This is a genomic window from Catenulispora yoronensis (genome assembly GCF_039531695.1).
Taxonomy (GTDB): Bacteria; Actinomycetota; Actinomycetes; order Streptomycetales; family Catenulisporaceae; genus Catenulispora; species Catenulispora yoronensis.
This window is the reverse complement of record NZ_BAAAQN010000036.1, coordinates 82,098-101,961: the sequence shown is the minus strand read 5'-3', so window position 1 is coordinate 101,961 and position 19,864 is coordinate 82,098. Positions and strand designations below refer to the sequence as shown.

At 72.2% G+C, this 19,864-nt stretch carries 11 protein-coding genes; 1 reads left to right on the top strand and 10 read right to left on the bottom strand.

What is annotated here, in order from left to right:
- Positions 1–67: 67 nt before the first annotated feature.
- The gene (locus tag ABD481_RS26725) at positions 68–940 is read right to left on the bottom strand and encodes a maleylpyruvate isomerase family mycothiol-dependent enzyme (RefSeq protein ID WP_344668511.1); all 873 of its coding nucleotides are present in this window, start codon (positions 938–940) and stop codon (positions 68–70) included.
- Positions 941–1,150: 210 nt separating this feature from the next.
- Here ABD481_RS26725 and ABD481_RS26720 point away from each other — a divergent pair, with 210 nt between their 5' ends.
- The gene (locus ABD481_RS26720) at positions 1,151–2,176 is read left to right on the top strand and encodes an alpha/beta fold hydrolase (protein ID WP_344668510.1); all 1,026 of its coding nucleotides are present in this window, start codon (positions 1,151–1,153) and stop codon (positions 2,174–2,176) included.
- 75 nt (positions 2,177–2,251) lie between these two features.
- Here the strand turns inward: ABD481_RS26720 and ABD481_RS26715 are convergent, their stop codons facing one another.
- Genes ABD481_RS26715 through ABD481_RS26675 form a run of 9 tightly spaced genes read right to left on the bottom strand, consistent with a single transcriptional unit; the run spans position 2,252 to position 19,848 of the window.
- Positions 2,252–4,369 carry an amino acid adenylation domain-containing protein gene (locus tag ABD481_RS26715; protein WP_344668509.1) on the bottom strand — a complete coding sequence of 706 codons (2,118 nt, stop codon included), beginning with the start codon at positions 4,367–4,369 and terminating at the stop codon, positions 2,252–2,254.
- Positions 4,370–4,377: 8 nt separating this feature from the next.
- On the bottom strand, positions 4,378–4,653 hold the full coding sequence (locus tag ABD481_RS26710) for a phosphopantetheine-binding protein (RefSeq protein WP_344668508.1): 276 nt from the start codon (positions 4,651–4,653) through the stop codon (positions 4,378–4,380).
- An 8-nt stretch (positions 4,654–4,661) separates the two neighbouring features.
- A complete protein-coding gene (locus ABD481_RS26705) occupies positions 4,662–5,948 on the bottom strand; it encodes a cytochrome P450 (protein ID WP_344668507.1) in 1,287 nt (428 codons plus the stop codon).
- A gap of 3 nt (positions 5,949–5,951) precedes the next feature.
- Positions 5,952–6,857 carry a thioesterase II family protein gene (locus ABD481_RS26700; RefSeq protein WP_344668506.1) on the bottom strand — a complete coding sequence of 302 codons (906 nt, stop codon included), beginning with the start codon at positions 6,855–6,857 and terminating at the stop codon, positions 5,952–5,954.
- Positions 6,858–6,870: 13 nt separating this feature from the next.
- On the bottom strand, positions 6,871–7,665 hold the full coding sequence (locus ABD481_RS26695) for a thioesterase II family protein (RefSeq protein ID WP_344668505.1): 795 nt from the start codon (positions 7,663–7,665) through the stop codon (positions 6,871–6,873).
- 5 nt (positions 7,666–7,670) lie between these two features.
- Complete coding sequence (locus tag ABD481_RS26690) at positions 7,671–9,371, bottom strand: condensation domain-containing protein (RefSeq protein WP_344668504.1); 1,701 nt, start codon at positions 9,369–9,371, stop codon at positions 7,671–7,673.
- A 13-nt stretch (positions 9,372–9,384) separates the two neighbouring features.
- Positions 9,385–13,965, bottom strand: coding sequence for an amino acid adenylation domain-containing protein (locus tag ABD481_RS26685; RefSeq protein WP_344668503.1), 4,581 nt, complete (start codon positions 13,963–13,965; stop codon positions 9,385–9,387).
- A gap of 4 nt (positions 13,966–13,969) precedes the next feature.
- Positions 13,970–19,645: an amino acid adenylation domain-containing protein gene (locus ABD481_RS26680; RefSeq protein ID WP_344668502.1), complete on the bottom strand. Its 5,676-nt coding sequence runs from the start codon at positions 19,643–19,645 to the stop codon at positions 13,970–13,972.
- Entirely contained in the window at positions 19,642–19,848 is a 207-nt protein-coding gene (locus ABD481_RS26675) for an MbtH family protein (protein ID WP_344668501.1), read from the bottom strand. The genes ABD481_RS26680 and ABD481_RS26675 overlap by 4 nt, the downstream gene beginning before the upstream one ends.
- Positions 19,849–19,864: the final 16 nt, after the last annotated feature.

The following is a 19,864-nucleotide window of genomic DNA, read 5'->3' as shown; positions in this document are numbered from 1 at the left end:
TCCCGATATCGGGGCAGGCGTCACCGCCGGCGCGGAGGGTCCCGCGCCGGCGCCGCCCGCCCGCGGATCACGGCATGCGGACCTTCCGCAGGAACGCCGGCAGCAGCCAGGGCCGCCGCCCCCGCACCCGCACGCCCCCGCCCAGCGCGGTCCGCACCCGCCCCACCCGGTGGAACAGCATCAGGTTCAGCGCCGCGGGCCGGAACCCGACCCGGGCGTCGACGGGCCCGCCGGGGTCCTCCACCGAGACCTCGCCGTCGGTCACCACGATCACCACCGGAGCGGTGTACCGGGACCGGAACTCCACGGCGATCCGCCCGGCCCGCGGCCGTCCGCCGTCGAGCAGCACCCCGGTGCCGTTGCGGATGATCTCGACGATGAACAGCTCGAAGAACAGGGCCGCGTGCTCCTCCGGGATCCGCCACGGCCGCCCGGTCGCCACCGCGATGTCCCGTCCGTGGATGAGCATCTCGTTGGTCAGGTGCGCCAGCAGCCCGGCGCGCGGCAGCCGGGCCCCGCCCAGCCAGGTGACCGTCGAGGCCGGATCGGCGTCGGCCGACAGCTCCAGCAGCTTCCCGATCGACGCCCGCAGCGTCGCGACCAGTCTGGCCGGCTCCCGCTCCGGGAAGTTCCGCAGCAGCGCGGCGTTGAGCCCGGTGTGGATGTTGTCGACGGTGGTGCCCAGCAGATGGTCGCGCACCCCGCCGATCGGCCGGTCGGTGTCGTACGACACCACCATCGACGTGTAGTTCCACGCGATCCCCGCCACGTGCGCCGCGGTGTCGGCCACCGTCCAGTCCGCCGTGGCCATCACCCCGCCGTCGCAGCCCAGGACCAGCTGCTCGAAGCGCTCCCCGGCCTCGGCCACCGCCGAGCGCACCGCCGCCCAGCGCGCCGGGGTGATCCTCGTACCGGCCGACCCGTGCAGACCCGTGACCATGGCGGCCTCCTCTCGCACCACCCAGTCTGCGAAGGGTTCTCCCCGATCGCGCCTTCGGCGTTGCTGTGTCGCGACCAGCCACAACACCCGAAAAGGCGTTTCCATGACAGCTGAGATGTATGTGATCAGACGGTACGGATGGGACCCGCGGGGTAGTTTCAGGTCGCAGGCCCCTGATAAAGATCGTCCCCCCACCGAGGAGCGAGCACTGTGACCCTGAACCGACGGAGCGCCCTCACGCTGGGCATGGGCGCCGCCGCGCTGACGGCGAGCGAGACCCCCGCCCTGGCCCACGCCGCCGCCGGCACCGCCGCACCGCCTCCCGATTCCGCCACCGCCGCCACCCCGACCCCCACTTCGGGGGTCAGTGACAGCCAGCTGGCCCGCTCCCTGCCCGGGAGCTTCACCAGCGACTACGCCACCGTCAACGGCCTGCGCCTGCACTACGTGGCCGGCGGCCAGGGCGCTCCTCTCATCCTGCTCCCGGGCTGGCCCGAGACCTGGTGGGAGTACCGCAAGGTGATGCCGGCCCTGGCCGCCACGCACCGCGTCATCGCCGTGGACCTGCGCGGCATGGGCGGCAGCGACAAGCCGGCCACCGGCTACGACAAAAAGACCCTGGCCGACGACATCTATGGTCTGATCCGCGCTCTGGGCTATGACAAAGCCGACGTCGCCGGACACGACATCGGCTCCATGGTCGCCTTCAGCCTCGCGGCCAACCACCCGCAGGCCGTACGCCGCATCGCCATGCTCGACGTCCTGCACCCGGACCCCGGCTACTACCAGATCCCGATACTCCCGGCGCCCGGCGCGCCCTTCTATCCCTGGTGGTTCGCCTTCAACCAGGTCCAGGGCCTGCCCGAACAGCTCGTCGTCGGCCGCGCCCGGTTCATCGTGGACTGGATGTTCGACCACCTGCTGGTGAACCAGAACGCGGTCACACCCTTCGACCGCGCCGTCTACGCCAACGCCTACAACACCGCCGACGGCATCCGCGGCGGCAACGGCTGGTACCAGACCTTCGGCCAGGACATCGCCGATCTGGCCGCCTACGGCAAGCTCACCGTCCCGGTCCTGGGCCTGGTCAACTCGCTGTTCGCACCCCAGATGCAGGCCACCCTGCCGACCCAGGCCGACGACGTACGCGTCGTCGAGGTGCCGGACACCGGCCACTACTTCGTCGAGGAGCAGCCGCAGGCCGTGATCGACCAGTTCCGCCAGTTCTTCGTCTGAGCAGGCCGCCGGCCCCGGCACCGCGCACCTCGGCAGCGCGCACCTCAGCACTGCGCACCCCCGGGGCCGGCCAAATCACCCGGCCGGCCGGGCCGCCTCGGCCAAGGCCTGGTGGTCGACCTTCCCGTTGCGGGTCAACGGCAGCCGGTCCATGATCGCCCACAGCGTCGGCACCATGTACGACGGGAGCCGCCGCTCCAGAGCCGAGCGCAGCTCCTTGATCCCGGGCTCGGCGCCGTCGGCGGGGACGACGCTCGCCACCAGCCGCTTGCTCGCGCTGTCGGCGCCCACGGCGGTCACGACCGCGTCCTTCACCCCGGGCAGCCCGGCGATCACCCCGGCCACGGCGGACAGCTCGATCCGGTATCCGCGCAGCTTGACCTGGTCGTCGGCCCGCCCCAGGAAGGCCAGCCGCCCCGCTCCGTCCAGACGCACCAGGTCCCCGGTCCGATAGAGCCGGTCCGGGACGTCGGGACAGAAGCGCCCGAACCGGCGCCGGGTCTCGGCCTCGTCCCCCAGGTACCCGGTCGCGAGCCCGGCACCCGACGTGTAGAGCTCGCCGACCGCTCCCGGCGGCAGCAGCCGCCCGCGCCGGTCCAGGACGAACACCGCCGTGCCCGCGACCGGGGTCCCGATCGGCAGCGGCCGGTCGAGGTCGTCGGCGGCGGTGACGGTGTGCGTGGTCGTGAACGTCGTGTTCTCGGTGGGGCCGTAGCCATTGGTCACGACCAGATCCGGATGCCGCGCCAGTACCTTCGCCACATGCTCCGGCGACACCACGTCCCCGCCGGTCACCAAGTGCCGCAGCCCGCGTACCGAGTCCGGCGCGAACTGCGCCACCATCCGGAACAGCCCCGCTGTCAGCCAGGCCACCGTGACGCCCCGCTCCACCAGGAACTCGCCGAGCTCGCTGGGCGAGGGCAGCGGATCGGTGTAGACCTCCAGCGTCGCCCCGTTCAGCAACGCCCCCCACAGCTCCAAGGTGGAGGCGTCGAACGCCAACGGCGACAACCGCAGCATCCTGTCACCCGGTTCCAGCCCCAGGTAGTCGGCGCCGAGCGCGAGCCGGATCACCCCGAGGTGCGGCACGCAGACGCCCTTCGGCGCGCCCGTGGACCCGGAGGTGAACGCCACATACGCCAGGCGATCAGCCGGATCCGTCTGCGGATAGTCCACCTCGGGCTCGGGGTGCTTCGACTCCTGCGACCACTGCGCCGACCACACCTCCACCACGGGAATCCCCGTCGGCATCCGCACCGCGAGCTCATCGGCACACAGCACCGCCGCCGGCGCGCACTTCCTCACGATCTCGCCGAGATACGCGTCCGGCACAGCGGATTCCACGCCGACATACGCGGCCCCGGCCATCAGCGTCCCCAACACCGCCACCACCTCGGCGATGGACCGCGGCACGCCGATCAGGACCGTGTCTCCGGCCCGCACCCCCGCTTTGTACAGTGCCTGCGCCTGGACCGCGGCCGCGTGCGAGAGCTCCGCATACGTCAGCACCGTCCCGCCCTCACGAACCGCGTGCGCATCCGGCCGGCGCCGCACCACCTGCCAGAACAGCTCCTCGATCGAGGCCGACGGAAGCGTCTTCGACCCCTGATTGACGCGGTGGATCAGCGCCAGCCGCTCGGCCGAGACGCACCGGATGTCCTCCACCGGTCCCGACACCGTGGCGAGCCCCTTCACCGCCGCGAGCAGATCAGCGGCGAAGGCCGCCAGCTCCGTCGGCGCCCAGACCCCCGGGCGGCAGCCGACGTCGACCTGCCAGTCGGATCGTCCCCAGTCGGCGCGCACCCAGACGTCGCAGCCGTCGGCCGCTCCGGCGCCGGGTCCGAAGGCGGCCTGGACGTCGGCCTCGGTCGCCTCCGACGTCGCCACCGACCGCGCCACCGACCGCGCCGCCGCCGCCGACGCCAGCAGCCCATGGACCACCCGAAGCAGATCGTCAGTGTTCTGATCCTCGACGAGCGTGACCGTGGGCACCGCCGTCCCGCACCGCACCGCCACGCCCGCGACCCCGGTCCACCGATACAGCGTCAGCGCGTAGGCGGCCAGCAACAACGCGTCCGCTCCCACGCCCAGCCGCGCGCACCGCGCTTTGACGTCCTTGCGCAGCAGCACGTCCGGCACCACACCGGCCTCACCGCCCACCGAGGCCGGACCCCCGTCGCTGGGGAACTCCATCCCGCCCATCAGGTCCCCCAGGTCCCCGCACGCACCGCCGCCACCAGCTCGGCCTGCCCCCGCACCGTGGCCGCCCGCAGCACGTCGATGGTCCGCACCGCCACCCCCGACGACTCCCGGATCAGCTCGACCAGCGCCACCAGCAGCAGCGAGTCCCCGCCGGCCTCGAAGAAGTTGGTGTCGTCCGACACCACTTCGCGGTCCAGCACCTCCGCCCACAGAGCCCGGATGTCGGCGAGCTCCGCCTCGCCGACGATCTCCTGCACCCGCGTGTCCTGAGGCATGGCGTCCCCTAACCTTCCGTCGTCGCCGAACGTCGGCGAGCAGTGATCGGCACGTGCTTGTATCCCGAGGCGAAATTCGACACCAGCCGCTCGGGCGCCCCGGCGGCCCGGAACTCCTCGTACCGCCCGAACAACTCCTCGAACAGCAGCGACAGCGTCACCCGGGCCACGCTGTGCCCGACGCAGTAATGCGGTCCGATCCCGAACGCGAGGTGCTTGTTCGGCCTGCGGCGGATGTCGAAGCGGTCCGGATCCTCGAAGACCTGCCCGTCCCGGTTCACCGCCCCCAGCCACACCACCACCGCGTCGCCCGCGGTCACCTTCGTGTCGCGCAGCACGACGTCCCGCGTCGCGTACCGCATCACGTGGTTCACCGGCGAGGCCCACCGCAGCGACTCCGAGTACCCGGTGCCGTTCTCGTTGACCTCCGGGTGCGCGGCCCAGTCCTCCAGGACCCCGGTCTCCACCATCTCCGCCAGCACGAACGTCGGTCCGTGCGGCGTCGTCACGTTCGCCCCGAGCAGCAGGCTGTAGCAGTTCGAGACCACCTCGCCCGGCGACATGGCACGGCCCTCGAACCGGGTCGTCAGCAGCGCGCTGAGCAGATCGGTCCCCGGATTCCGCAGCCGGAACCCGGTCAGGTCCTGGAAGTACCCGAACAGCTCCATGTGCGCCGCGCTCAGGGTCGCCGCCCGGCCACCGGGCTCCTGGAACTCCGGGTCGTCGGCGGCGATGCACTGTGTCGTGGCCCGCGTCAGCCACTCCCAGTCCGACCGGGGCAGCGCCATCATCGTCCCGGTGACCCACATCGGCATCGCCATCATCGCCGTGGCGAAGTCGAACACCCCGCCGTGCCCCAGCGGCTCCAGCAGCTCGACGACCAGCGCCCGGATCTGCTCGCGCCGGCTGGTGATGGCCTTGCTCGTGAGCTCGCGCTTCAGCCGGGCCTGCCGCGCCGTGTGCAGCGGCGGGTCGGTGACGGCGAGCTGCCGGCCGCCGGCCGGGTCGTCGGTGCCGAGCAGGTCCAGCAGCGTCCCCCGCTCCGAGGTGAACGCGGCCGTGTCCCGCAGCACGTGATCGGCCTCGCGGTAGTGCACCACCGACCAGAAGCCCCGATCGGCGTCCACCTGGTGCCAGTACAGGTCCTCGCGGCCCTGCAACTCGCGCCACAGGCCGTACGCGGACCCGTCGCTGTACAGCCGGGGATCGACCAGGTCGGCCTGCCCCGCGCCCACCGGACAGCCGGCGGCGGCGACCACCGGGCATCCGGCGGCCCTGGAATCGACGACGGTCACGACTCACTCACTCCCTTCCGGCGCGGGTTCCTGCTCCGACTCGTGTTCCGGTTCCTGTTCCGGCTCCAGCTCCAGCTCCGCGCTGATCAGCCGCAGCAGCTCCTCCGCGTGCTCCTGCTCGGTGAGATACATGTGACCACCCGCGACCTCGACCGCCCGGAACGGCCCGGTCGTCTCCGCCGCCCACTCCCCCGCCTGCGCGGCGCTCACGAGATGGTCCTCGCGCCCCCGGAACGACGTGATCGGCACGGTGAGCAATTCAGTGTGCGAAGATCCGTACTCCTCGTGCATCGCGTTGTCCGCCCGCAGCAGCGGCAGCATCAGCTGCAACAGCTCCGGATGGTCCATCGCCGGGTGGTGGTAGCCCGCCACCCTGATCAGTCCTTCGACGAACGCCTCGTCCGCCAGGTGGCTGACCCGCTCCACGTTCCGGTCGCGCGGCCCGGGCGAACCGCTGACCAGCAACCGCGCCACCGGCACCCCCTCGCGGCCCAGCGACCGGCTCAGCTCGAACGCCAGCTCGGCCCCGAGGCTGTGGCCGAACAGCGCGATTTGGCCCACGGCCGCGCCGAGCTCCGCCACCTGCCCGAGCACCCAGGGCAGGGCGTCGGCCACCGCCTGCTCGACGCTGGCCGGGGGCGGATCGACGAACCGTTCCTCCCGGCCCGCCAACTGGACCGGCACGAGCGTCAGACCGGCCGGGGCCAGCGGCGCCCACTTCCGGAAGAACGCCGCACCGGCGCCTGCGAAGGGCAGGCAGAGCACCACGGAGGTGGTGGCCGACAGCGGATCGGCCGCCGATGTCTCGTTCGCCGCGATCTCGTTCGCGGTTTCGTTCGCGGTCTCGTTCGCGGTCTCGTTCGCCACAATCTCGTTCGCCACAATCTCGTTCGCCGTGACCGAAGTCATGGGACCCACCCCTTCAGATCGTGCCGCCGCCGAGCGGGAGGACCCCGACCGGCTCACGGATCAGGGAGTCGCCGGACAGCGTTTCGAGCACGCTCTCCACCGCCCCGCACAGCTCCGGGATGGACGCGGCGTCATAGAAATGCCCGCCGGCCAGCGGATAGGTGTCAAATCCCGCCCCGGTCAGAGCCCGCCAGCCCGACACGTGCTCATAGGTCACGTAGTCGTCCGCGAGCCCGTAGAAGGCGGTGATCCCCATGGCCAGCAGCGGATCCGGCTCATAGACGTACTGGTCGAGCAGCCGATAATCGCAACGCAGGATCTTGATGAACGCCTCGTAGATGTCGACATCCTGCAAGAACTCCTGAGGCGTGCCCCCGAAGCGGAGCATCTCCTCGGCCAGCTCCTCATCGGTCCAAGTCCGATGGGCCCAGCTGTCCAACGCCGGCGGCGTCTGGGCCGCGGAGATGAACAAGTGGATCGGCGGCCTTCCCCCGGCCGTCAGAGTCCGCGCGGCTTCGAAGGCGATGAGCGCCCCCATGCTGTGTCCGAACAACGCGGTCGGCGCATCGCTCCGCGCCAGTACCGCGCACACCTCCTCCACGATCACCGCGTGATCGTCGACGAGCTCCTCCCCCATCCGGCTGCCGTGGCCCGGATACTCCACCACGCTCAGCTCGACGTCCGAGCTGAACAGATCCGCCCACCGCCGATACGTGGTCGAGGAGCCGCCCGCGTGCGGGAAGACCACCAGCCTCGCGGCCGGCTCCGGCTGCGGATCGACGGTGATGACGCAACGCTGTCCACTCATCGCGGCTACTCGCCCCCTTCGTTCGTGGTCGCGCCGACGAGCATCTCGGCGAGGCGGTCGGAGAAGTCCTTGAAGACCGGGGCCTCGAAGACGAGGCTCAGCGGCAGTTCCACGTCGAGCTGCTCCCTGGCGCGGTTCGTCATGCGCAGGGCCAGGAGCGACTGCCCGCCGCTCAAGAAGAAGTTGGACGTCGTCGTGACGTCGTCCGTTTCCAGCACGTCGCGCCAGATCTCCAGGAGTTCGCGCTGGTGCTCGGACAGCGTCGCGGTAAGGGTCTCGGTAGGCGTCTCGGCGCCAAGGTCGGTACCGGCGTCGGAGGGCTCTGCCTCGCGGTTCTGGGCAGGTTCCTCCCGGTGCCGCTTTTCGAGCAGCTGGTGGCTCCGATGCGTCGGACTCGGCATACGCACGGCACTGATGTGCGTGTCCGGCGCGGCGACCACGTCCTCGATGACCGCGCGCAGCGAGTCGGCCAGGCTCTGGATCGTCTCCGGGGCGTACAGATCGCGGTCGAACCCGATGCCGGCCCGTACTCGGCCGTCCTCGAACTCGTCGAACAGGATGACGAGGTCGAACTTGGACCCGGTCGTCAGCGGCGGAAGCTCGCGCACCTCGCAGCCGTCCAGCTCCGGCGGCCGCCGCACTCCGCTCGCGTACTGGACGATGATCTGAGTCAGCGGATTGCGCGACAGATCGGCGACCACGCCGTGGGCGGCTATCAGCTCGTTGAAGGGGATCCGGCTGTGCTCCATGGCGTCGAGCATCGTGTCGGCCATCCGGTCCACGAGCTCGGCGAACGTCGGATCCCCCGACAGGTCGCCGCGCAGCAGCACCGTGTTGATCAGGGGTCCGATCAGCTCCTGCGCCTCGTCCTCCTCGCGCGCGGCCAGCGTCGTGCCGAACGACACGTCGTCCCGTCCGGTGAACCGCGCGAGGACCAGCTGCGCCGCCGCGAACAGCACCATCGCCGGGGAGGCCCCCTGGGCCCGGCCGAGCCGCCGGATCCCGGTGGCCAGTCCGGCCTCGATCTCGAAGCCGGTCGACGCGCCCCGTCCCCGACGCCGGGCGGAGCGCGGGTGGTCGGGCTCGATCTCGAACGGGTCCAGGTCGGTCAACACCTCGTGCCAGTACGCGAGCGACTCCTCGCGGAACTCGGCGTCGCGCTCCTCTTGGCGCGCTACGTACTCGTGGTACTGCAAAGCTAGAGGCTGCGACGCGGCGCCACCGGCCAGATGAGCCCGATACCGCTCGGCGAGCTCGGCGTAGAACTGGTTCCGCGACCAGTCGTCGAAAACCAGGTGATGCAGCACCAGCGACAGGAGCTGATCGCCGGCACCGGTGCGGATGAGCTTCACCTTGATAGGAATGCTCTGCGAAACGTCGATGAGCACCGCCGTCTCGGCAGCCTGCATCCCGGCCGGACCGCCTCGCTCGGCCAGCTCCGCGAGCGAATAGGACTCCGTCTCGAAGACGAAGTCGGCGACCGGACGCACCTCGCCGCGCAGCACGCCGTCCTGCTCGAAGAACCGAGTGCGCAGGATCTCATGACGCGTAACGATGTCGACGAACGCAGCCCGCAGCGCACTTTCGTCAATCGGGCCCGTTATCTGAAGGATCAGCGGCACCATGTACGCGGTCGCGTGCTGCCCCAACCGCTCGGCGAGCCACAGCTGCTCCTGGATCCGTGAAAGCTTGACCTTCGTAGTCACCCCAGCACCGTCCTCAGAATGCGGCCGCGATCGCCCGGCAGTGGTCGATGAATCGGTCGGCGAGGCCCTGCATCTCGCGATGCGCGAACCGGTGCGCCGGATAGGCCAGGCGGATCCGGAGGGACCCGCCCTCCACCGCCGCGTTGAACTCCAGGCTGTTGGGGCGCTGGAGATCGGCGCCGAGGTCGCCGCCGATGCCCGCGCCGATCCGCCGCAGCAGGCGGCCCGGCTCCGGCTCCCCCGACTGGCCGTGATAGTTGAAGCTCACCGCCGAGCGCGCCGACGGTCCCGGCTGGACGTCCCGGCGCAGATATCGGTGGATCCCGTAGGTGAAGCCGGCCGGCTGCTCCCGGAGCCGCCGATAGGTCGCGCGCAGCTGGTCCTCCACCGAGGCGTTCGCGTCGATCGCCAATCCCACCGGGAACAGCGTGGTGAACCACCCGAGAGACTCCGACAGGTCCACGTCCGGGCCCAGCGCGTCCCGGCCATGGCCCTCCATGTCGATGACCCATTCCGGGCGTCCCGGCTTCTTGGCCCCCGCGGACCATTCGGCCAGCGTCCGGGCCAAGGCGGTGAGCAGCACCGCTGTGATGTCGACGGAACAGGCCGCGATCGGACGCCGCAGCAGATCGTGCGTCACGGACTCGCCGAGTTCGGCCCGCACCCGGCCGGCGTCCCGGATCGCGCCGCTGTCCCGGGCCCAGTCGGTCGTCGTGGCCGCCCGCTGCTCGTCGAGCGCCCGCCAGCGCGCCGCCACGTCCTCCGCCTGGGGTTCCGCCTGCGGTTCCGCCCGGGGTTCCGCCTGCTGGCCCGCAGCGCTCTTATACAGAGCCGCGGTCCAGTCGACGAAACCGACCGTCTCGGCGGGCAGGGCCGGCGTCCGCCCGGCCTGGAGCTGCCGGTAGGCGAGCGTCAGATGCCGCACCAGCACTTCCCACGAGACCGTGTCCACGGCCACGTGGTGGGCGATGACGACCAGGTCGTCCCGGCCCTCGGGATGCGGCACCAGCAGCGCCCGCACCACCGCCCCGGCGCTGACGTCGAGCGAGCTCTGAAGCTCCGCGCTGTGCCGCTCGATCGCCGCTTCCCGCGCCCCGGGGTCGTCGTCGACGTCTTCGACATCGACGACGGCCACCAGTTCGGGATCGATCTCGTCGTCCGGAAGGACCGCCTGCGTCCACTCACCGTCCGAGCGGCGCAGTCGCAGCCGCAACGAGTCGTGGTGCCGCACCACCGCGTCGAACGCGTCCAGCAGCAGCGTCTCGTCGAGCGGCTCCTCCGACCGCAGCCGCACCGACTGGTTGAAGTGGTTCTCGGCGCCGTACCGGTCCACGAACCACCGCTGGATCGGCGAGAGCCCGGCCTCGCCGGTCGGCACCCGCACGATCTCGGTCGGCACGGCGGTCCCGGCCCGCGCGTCGATCGCCGCCGCCAGCTCGGCGACCGTCGGCGTCGCGAACAGCTCGGTGGAGGAGATCCGGATGCCGGCGTCGCGCACCCGGGCCGCGATCCGGATCGCGAGGATCGAATCGCCGCCGAGCTCGAAGAAGTTCGCCTCGACGCCGACCCGGGGCACGCCCAGCACCGCGCTCCAGGCCTCGGCCAGGACCGTCTGCGTCGGCGTGCTCGGCGGCACGTACGCGTCGCTGTCGGCGACCAGCCGGGGCGCCGGAAGCGCCGAACGGTCCACCTTGCCGTTGGCCGTCACCGGGATGTGGTCGATCGCGGTGACGACCGTGGGAATCATGTGCCCGGGCAGCCGGGTGGCCAGGAAGGCCCGCAGGTGGGCCGGCGTCAGCACGGCGCCCGAAGCCGGGACCACGTAGGCGACCAGCTGCTTGTGGCCGTCGGCGCCGGCCAGGGCGACCACGACCGCGCCGGAGACGTCCCGGTGCTCCAGCAGCCGGGCCTCGATCTCCCCGGGCTCCACGCGGAACCCGCGGACCTTGATCTGCCGGTCGGCGCGCCCCACGAAGTCGAGCTGTCCGTCGGGCCGCCACCGCGCGACGTCGCCGGTGCGGTACATCCGGGCCCCGGGCACGTCGCTGAACGGGTCCGGAAGGAACCGGGCCGCGGTGAGCCCGGCGTCGTTCAAGTACCCCCGGCTGACGCCGACGCCGCCGGTATAGAGCTCGCCCGGAACGCCGACCGGGACCGGCGCCAGCGCGTCGTCCAGCAGGTACACGGTCGAACCCTCGATCGGCGTGCCGATCGGCACCGTCGCGCCGACCCGCTCGGCGATGACGGTGTTCGTGGTGACACAGGTGTTCTCGGTCGGGCCGTAGCAATGCAGGAGGCTGACACCCCGGGTGCGCGGGTCCGCCGTCACCTTGTCGAACGCCGCCGGCGCGGCGCTCTCGCCGCCGATCAGCACCTGCCCGACCTCGGCGAGCGCCTCCAGGTCCTGCTCGACGAGCTGGTTGAACAGCGCGGTGGTGGTGACCCAGGTGGTGACCGACTCCTGCCGGAGGATCGCGGCGAGCTCGGGCACGTCCAGGCGTCCGTGCGGCGGTACGACGAGCCGGCCGCCGTGCAGCAGGCAGGCCCACAGCTCCATGGCCGAGATGTCGAATCCGAGCGGCGCCAGGTGGACGAAGGTGGCGCCGGGGCCGTGCAGGATGCGCTCGGAGGCGTAGGAGACTCGCAGGATGTTGCGATGAGTGATGCCGACGCACTTGGGTTTGCCGGTCGAGCCGGAGGTGTAGCTGACGAACGCCAGGGAGTCCGGCGTGCACGTGGGCTGCAATGCCTCGGCCGGTGCGGCGGGCTCGTCCGGCTCGTTCCCGGATGCCGCGCCGTCGTCGACGTCCTCGCTCAGGAGCACCGGGCAGCTGACGTCCCCGAGAATCTCCAGGGTGCCCTGCCTGGCCACCACCACGGCGGCCTTGCTCTCGGCGACGCAGAAGGCGTTGTAGTCGGCCGGGCTGTCGACGTTCAGCGCCAAGTACGCGCCGCCCGCCCGCAGGATCCCCACCACCGCCGCGATCATCTCCGTGGACCGGTCCAGGGCGACGCCGACGACCGTGTCCGTGGTGACGCCCAGGCGGCGCAGCTCGGCGGCCCACCGGGCCGATCGCGCGTCGAGCTCGGCGTAAGTCAGAGCCCTGTCCGCGTCGACGACGGCGATCCGGTCGGCGTGCTCCGCGACGGCCTCCTCGAACCGCTGAGCGATCGTGGCCTCGATGCCGTCCCGCCGGCCCGATCCGCCCCACCGGCGGAGCCGCTCGGCCTCCGCGCCGCTGACGAGGTTGAGCGCGCGGACGGACGTTCCGCTGTCCGCGATCGCCGCTTTCGCCGCCGCGCGGAAGTGGTCCATCAGCACCCGCAGGGTCGCGACGTCGAAGAAGGCGGTCTCGCCGATCAGCTCGAAGCTCAGCTCGCCCCGGCGGCGGACCCCGGCGAGCACGAGTTCGGCCTTGGCCGAGCCGGTGTCCCGGCCGACCGGCTCGGTCCGCGCCGGTCCCAGGCTCCAGCCGCCCTCGCCGCCCTCGGACCAGCTGATGTGCGCCTGGCACAGCGGCATCCGCAGGTCCGGGCGGCGCGCGCCGAGTTCGGTCACGATCCGGTCGAAGGTGATGTCCTGGTGGTCGAGCAGTCCCAGGAACTCCTTCTTCGCGGTGCGGACGGCTTCGGCGAAGCCGAGGTCGTCGTCCAGGCGCAGCGGGATCGGCAGCAGGTTGGCGAAGTGGCCGACCATCGTCTCGGTGGCGGTGGTGGGGCGGCCGGACAGCACGGTGCCCAGGGCCAGGTCGGGCCGGCCGCTGTGCCGGGCCAGGACGACGCCGAACAGGGTGACCATGACCAGGAACGGGGAGACGCCCAGGCCGTCGGCGAGTTCCTTGAACTCGGCGCTCTCCTGGGAGGTCAGGGACCAGCCCGCTTTGTGGCCGGTGTGGGTGACGGTGCCGGTCCGGGCGTGGTCGGTGGGGAGGTCGAGTTCGTGCGGGATCCCGTCCAGGGTCTCGCGCCAGTACTTCAGGCTGCGTTCGCCGGGGGCGGCGTTGAAGCGCTCGGCCTGCCAGTCGGCGAAGTCGCCGTAGCCGGGGGTGTCCGGGGCCGGCGGCGGTGTGCGGCCGCCCCCGATCCGGGCGGCGTATTCGGCTTCGAGGTCGCGGTGGATCAGGTTCAGCGACCATTCGTCGCAGATCAGGTGGTGGATGGTCAGCTGGAGCAGGTGCCGGTCCTCGGCGACGCGGACGAGCAGCACGCGCCACAGCGGCGCGGCGGTGAGGTCGAAGGGCTGCCGGGAGCGGTCGCGCGCCAGGTCCAGGGCCGCGCGGTCGGCGTCGGGGCGGTCGGCGTCGGGGCGGTCGGCCAGGTCGACGGTCTCGAAGGCGATGCCGACCGTGTCGTGGACGGTCTGCACCGGGTCGGAGCCGGCGGTGAAGGAGATCCGCAGCGCGTCGTGGCGGCGGGCGAGTTCGGCGAGGCTGTCGCGCAGGATCGCGGCGTCGAGTGCGCCGTGCACCCAGGACAGGTCGTGGACCAGGTAGGGGTCGTCGTCGAGCCCTTGGCTGCTGGCGATCCAGACGCCCCACTGGACCGGGGCCAGTGCGGCGGACGTGCGCTCGCGGCGTGCTATTCGGGTCGCCACCTCGTCATCCCTTCTCCCAGACCATGAGCGGTCCTCGGACCCGCATGATCAGTTCGGTCCCCAGCTCGACCAGGAGGTCCTCGAACAGCGGGGTGGCTCCGTCGCCGTTGGCGAGGATCACCAGGCCGTGGCCCTCCTGGACGTCGACGGCGTAGATGGTGCGGAAGCCCGGGCCGTCGCCGGGGTGGCCGATCCAGAGCCTGGAGTTCAGGTCCCTGACGACGGTGCCGAGGCCGTAGCCGGAGCGCAGTCCGCCGAGCAGCTCGGTCGCGGAGCCCCGGTCCAGGAGCACGCCCTCGTCGCGGGCCAGGGCCCGGTACAGGTCGGCGCCGATGCGGGCGAGGTCCGAGGCGCTGGCCCACAGTTCCAGGTCGTGGGGCTGGTCGGCGGTGCGGCGCGGGCGGGTGTACCGGCGGCCGGTGGCGCTGTGGCCGGCAGCGGTCCGGGCGTGGTGCTCGGGGTCGGGGTGGAGCGGGAGCATGGCGGAGTCGGCCAGTCCGAGCGGGCCGAAGACGTGCTCGGCGAGGCTCTCGGCGAACGTCCGCCCGGTGAGCTGCTCGATGAGCCGTTCCACCAGGATGAAGTTGAACAGCGAGTAGTCGTAGGCCTCGCCGGGGGCCCGGGCCGCGCGCGGCGCGCCGTCGGCGCCGTCCGGCACCAGCCCCGAGCGGTGGCTGAGCAGATGGCGCATGGTGAGCGGACCGCCGCCGGCGAAGGCCGGGAGCCGCAGGGCGACGGGCAGGTCGTCGACCGGCTGGTCGAGCGCGAGCGTCCCGGCCCGGACCAGCCGCAGCACGGTGATGGCCGCCAGGTGCTTGGCCACCGAGCCGGTCGGGAAGCGGGTGCGGACGTCGAGCTCGTGCCCCTCCCGTCCCGAGCCGCCGTGGGCCCAGGCCGCGACCCGGCCCTCGGTGATGGTCGCGACGCTGATCCCGGGCACCCGGTACTGCTTCATCGGCGCCGTCAGGAGCGGCGAGCCGGGGCGCAGCCGGGCCAGCCAGGTCGCGGGGTGGGTCCGGTCCAGCTCCCAGGTCGCCACCTGGCCGATCGCGCGGCGGAGGCGGCCGAGGTAGAGGTCGGCGAAGGCCCGGACTGTCTCCTCGGTCCAGCGGCGGCGGGGATAGACGATGTCGAGGAACAGCCGCCCCCGGTCCACGCCGGTGGTGATGTCGAGCAGGTAGGCCGGGTCCTCGTCGGCGCGCCGCTCGGCGCCGAGGCTGCCGGGCTCGGGGGTGAACAGGCTTTCGCCGACGTCGCCGGAGCCCAGCTCGCCCAAGTAGTTGAAGCACACCTCGGAGTCCGGGAAGCCGGGGCGTGCGGCGTCCGGGTCCTGATCCGCGTCCCGCTCCGGGGCCGCCAGGTATTTGGCGACGCCGTGGCCGAGGACGTCCAGGGGCGCACGCCGTATCTGGTCCCTGACCTGGGTCACGTAGCCGCCGAAGGTGTTGACGTCCCGGGTGTCGAGCGTGACCGGGTAGAAGGCGGTGAACCAGCCGACCGTGCGGGTGACGTCGGGGCCGCCGGGGCCCGCCTCGCGGCCGTGCACCTCCAGGTCGACCGGGACGTGCCCGGCGCATCCCCACTCGCGCAGCGCCGGAACGGCGGAGGACAGCAGCAGCTCCAGCGCGGAGATCTTGCCCTTGCCCCGGCTGGCACGCAGGAACCGCTGGGTCTCGGGCTCGGTCAGCGCGAGCCGGACCGAGGCGGGGCCGGGGCCGGCCGTCGCGGCGGCCGGGTCGGCGGGGACCATCGGGGAATCAGTGGCCGACTCCGCTGCGGGGCCCCGGCTCCGCTCCGGACCCTGAGTCGGCACCAGGTCGTGCAGGTAGTCCGACCACGCCTTGAACGAGGCGGTGCGCGCGGGCAGGGCGACCGCCCGGCCGTCCGCCGCCGACCGGTAGGCGCCGGCCAGGTCCTCCAGCAGGATGTTCCAGGACACGAGGTCGACCGCCATGTGGTGGACCGTCAGCAGCAGCAGGTCGCCCGCCTTGGCGCCGGTGCGGAGCAGCGCCGCGCGGAACACCGGTCCGTCGCGCAGGTCCAGGCCGCCTTGCACCGCGTCGCCCACGGCCCGGAGCGCGGAGTGCCGCTCCTGGTCCGCGACGTCGCGCAGGTCGTGCACCTCCAGTGGTTCCTGGCTGCCCGCCGCCAGGAACCACTGCCGCCAGCCAGCGTCCTCGCGGGCGACCCGCAGCCGCAGCGCGTCGTGGTGGTCGCTCAGGGCCCTGACGGCCTGCCGCAGCGCGGCCTCGGACACCTCGCCGCCCCAGCGGAGCAGCCGTGACTGGTTGAAGCGGCCCTGCGCCCCGTGGTGCGCCAGGAACCAGCGCTGGACCGGGGTCAGCCGCACGGCGCCGGCCACCGGCGTCTGATCGGCCGGGACCGGCTTGTCCCGCACGTCCAGCACCGCGGCGAGCTCCTCGATGGTCTGGTGCTTGAACAGGTCCGTCGACGCCATGACCAGGCCCTCGTGGCGCACCGCCGAGGCCACCCGCATGGCGAGGATCGAGTCGCCGCCGCGGTCGAAGAAGTTGTCCGCCACGCCGGGGTCCTTGATGCCCAGCACCCGTTCCCAGGCGGCGGCGAGGATGCGCTCGCTGTCGCTCTCGGCCGCGCGGGAGGCAGCGGGGGCCGGGACCGGTGCGACGCCCTGCGGCAGGCGCGCGCGGTCGATCTTCCCGGCCGACGTCAGCGGCATCTTCTCCAGCACCGCGACCAGCGACGGGACCATGTAGCCGGGCAGCTTGCCGGCGACGAAGGCCCGGACGTCCGGCGCCGTGACCTCCGCGCCCGGCGCCGGGACGACGTAGGCGATCAGCCGCCGCGCGCCGGCGGCGTCGTCCACCGTCTCCACGACCGCTTCCAGGATCGCGGGATGGTCGGCCAGCCGGGCCTCGATCTCCCCCGGCTCCACCCGGAAGCCGCGGATCTTCACCTGGCGGTCGACGCGCCCGATAAACTCCAGCCGGCCGTCTGCCTGCCAACGGACCAGGTCGCCGGTGGCGTACATCCGCGCGCCCGGTTCGGTGCCGAAGGGATCCGGCAGGAAGCGCTGGGCCGTGAGCCCGGCGTCGTTGAGGTAGCCCCGGGTCACTCCCATCCCGCCCGCGTAGAGCTGGCCGGGCACCCCGACCGGGACCGGGCGCAACTGCTCGTCCAGGACGTAGGCGGTGGCGTTCGGGATCGGCCGGCCGATCGGCACCTCGGTGCCGGGGCGGTACTCGACCAGGTCGCTGGTGGTCGTGGTGGTCAGCTCGGTCGGGCCGTAGGTGTTGACCAGCGACAGCTCGGGATGCCGGGCCAGCACCCGGTCGCACTGCGGCCGCCGGGCCGCGTCGCCGCCGATCAGCACCTGGTCGATCCCGGCGAAGGCGTCGATCTGCTCGTCGACGAACTGGTGGAACAGCGGGGTCGTGATGCTGACGTTCGTGATCTCGTACCGCCGGAACAGCTCCGCCATCTCCGGCAGGTCCATCCGCGAGCGCCCGGGCATCACCAGGGTCGCGCCGTTGAGCAGCGAGCCCCAGATCTCCTCGACGGAGGCGTCGAACGCGACCGGCGCCAGTTGCAGGAAGCGGCGGCCCGGCCCGCTGGCGATGTAGCCGGAGTGGCGGCCGATCCGCGCCAGATTGCGGTGGGTCAGGCCGACGCATTTGGGCGTCCCGGTCGAGCCGGAGGTGTAGGTGACGAAGGCCAGCATGTCCGGATGCACGGCCACTGGCGCGGGCGCAGGCGCGGCTCCGACTCCAGCTCCGGCTCCGGCTTCGTCCGGTTCCGGAGCGCCGGGCGCGCGGTCGGCGAGCACCACAGCGGCGTCGAGCGCCGCACAGCGCAGCGGGCGGGTCGCGACATCGTGGCCCTCGGCGGCGATCAGCAGCGTCGCGCCGCTGTGGTCGAGCATGAACGCCAGCCGGTCGGCGGGCAGGTTGTGGTCGAGCACCAGATAGGCGCCGCCGGCCTTCAGGATCCCGATCAGGACCGGTATCAGGTCACTGGTTCGCGGCATCGACACGCCGACAACCGTCTCGGGCCGTACCCCGGCGGCCGTCAGCCGGGCCGCGACCAGGTCCGACCTGGCGTCCAGCTCCCGGTAGCCGAGGAACCCGTCGCCGTCGAGCACCGCGGTGTGGTCGCCGAACGCCGCGACCGCTTCGGCGAACAGGCCGGTGAGCGTCACCGTCGCTTCCGGTTCGGTGCGGTCGCGCGACCAGGCGGCGAGCTGCTCCAGTTCGCCGGCCGGCAGCAGCTCCAGGTGCGCCAGTGTCGCGTCAGGGTTGTGGAGCAGTTCGCGCAGCAGGTGCTCGTACTGGTCGGCGATCCGGTGCGCGACCGCGTCCTCGATCCGGGCCGGCTCATAGGTGAGGTGGACGACCAGCTCGTCGCGGCCGCGCAGCACGACGGACAGGTCCAGGGGGTAGCCGGCCTGCTCGACCGCGTGGACCCGGCGCAGCGCGAGGCGCGCGAAGCCGTCGTCGGCGGGGCCCGCCTCGGGCACGAACTGGAACAGGGTCTCGAACAGCTCCTCGCCGCCGGCGACGCCGCTGACCCGGCGGATGCGGTCCAGGCCCATGTGCTCCAGCCGGCGCGCGGTGGACAGCGTCTGCTGCAACCGGAGCAGCCACGAGCCCACGGTCTCGGCGGGATCCAGCCTGCTGCGGACCGGCACGGTGTTGATGACGAGCCCGACGACGTCCGCCACCCGCGAGTAGTCCGCGCCCCGGCCGGAGAAGATCGTGCCCCAGCAGACGTCGGAGCGTCCGCTGCGGCTGGCGACCACCAGCGCCCAGGCCGCCTGGACGACGGTGTGGACGGTGCAGTTGTGGCGGCCGGCGAAGTCCGCGAGGTCGGCGACGAAGCCGGAGTCGGCGGTGCGCACGATCGAACGGCTCTGATGCCCCTCCTCCGCGCCGGCGGGCGCGGCGCACGCCAGCGGGGTGGGTTCGGACAGGTCGCCGATCAGGGTGCGCCACTGCTCGGCGTCGGCGTCCTGGTCGCGGGTCGCGAGCCACGCGACGTGCTCGCCGAACTGGGCCGGCCTGGGCAGCACCGGGAACTCGCCCCGGTCCGCGAGGCAGGCGTAGGCCAGCGCGAGTTCGTCGAGCACCTTCGCGCTGCTCGCGCCGTCGATGAGCAGGTGGTGCACGTGCCAGACGATCCGGTACCGGCCGGCGCCGACCTTGATCAGGTCGAACGCCAGCGGCGGAGCCTCGGTCAGCTCCGGGTCGCCGTGCCGGTGCTCGCTCAGCAGCAGCTCCAGGCGCTCGGCCTGGTCCGGCGCGCCGAGCGTGCTCCAGTCGTGGGTGCGGACCTGGGCCGGGGCAGTCCGGTGCACGACCTGCACCGGGTGCGGCACGTCGTCGACCACGAACGTGGTGCGCAGCGCCTCGTGCCGACCGCGGACGAACCGCCAGGCCGCGACGAACGTCTCGGGGTCCAGGTCCTGATCGACCTCGTAGACGGTCTGCGTCAGGTAGTTGCCCTCACCGGGGTTCTTCAGCGTCTCGAACAACAGTCCCTGCTGCAACGGCGAGAGCTGGCACACCCGGGTGACCGATCCGGCGCGGAACTTCGTCAGCACCGCGCGCACGGCATCACGATCGAGGTCCGCCAGGCTGATGTCGACGTCGGCGTCGAGACCGGTCCCGGCGCTGCCGTCGATCGAGTCGGCGTCGATGCTCACGACGGTCCTCTCAGGAACTCCCGCAGACTCCTGGGCCGCAGATCGGTCCAGACCTCGTCGACGTGGTCGACGCACTCCTGCCTCGACCCGCGGACCTCCAGGGCCCGCCAGCCCGCGGGCACCGCCTTGGAGCCCGGCCAGATCGAGTACTGCTCCTCGCCGTTGACGACGACCACGTACTCCTCCGCCACTTCGCCTGCCACGATCCCGCCTCCTTCC

Excerpts from the sequence above, each read along its gene's own strand:
- ABD481_RS26725 (WP_344668511.1), bottom strand. The coding sequence starts at position 940 with ATGGTCACGGGTCTGCACGGGTCGGCCGGTACGAGGATCACCCCGGCG.
- ABD481_RS26715 (WP_344668509.1), bottom strand. The coding sequence starts at position 4,369 with ATGGAGTTCCCCAGCGACGGGGGTCCGGCCTCGGTGGGCGGTGAGGCC.
- ABD481_RS26710 (WP_344668508.1), bottom strand. The coding sequence starts at position 4,653 with ATGCCTCAGGACACGCGGGTGCAGGAGATCGTCGGCGAGGCGGAGCTC.
- ABD481_RS26700 (WP_344668506.1), bottom strand. The coding sequence starts at position 6,857 with ATGACTTCGGTCACGGCGAACGAGATTGTGGCGAACGAGATTGTGGCG.
- ABD481_RS26695 (WP_344668505.1), bottom strand. The coding sequence starts at position 7,665 with ATGAGTGGACAGCGTTGCGTCATCACCGTCGATCCGCAGCCGGAGCCG.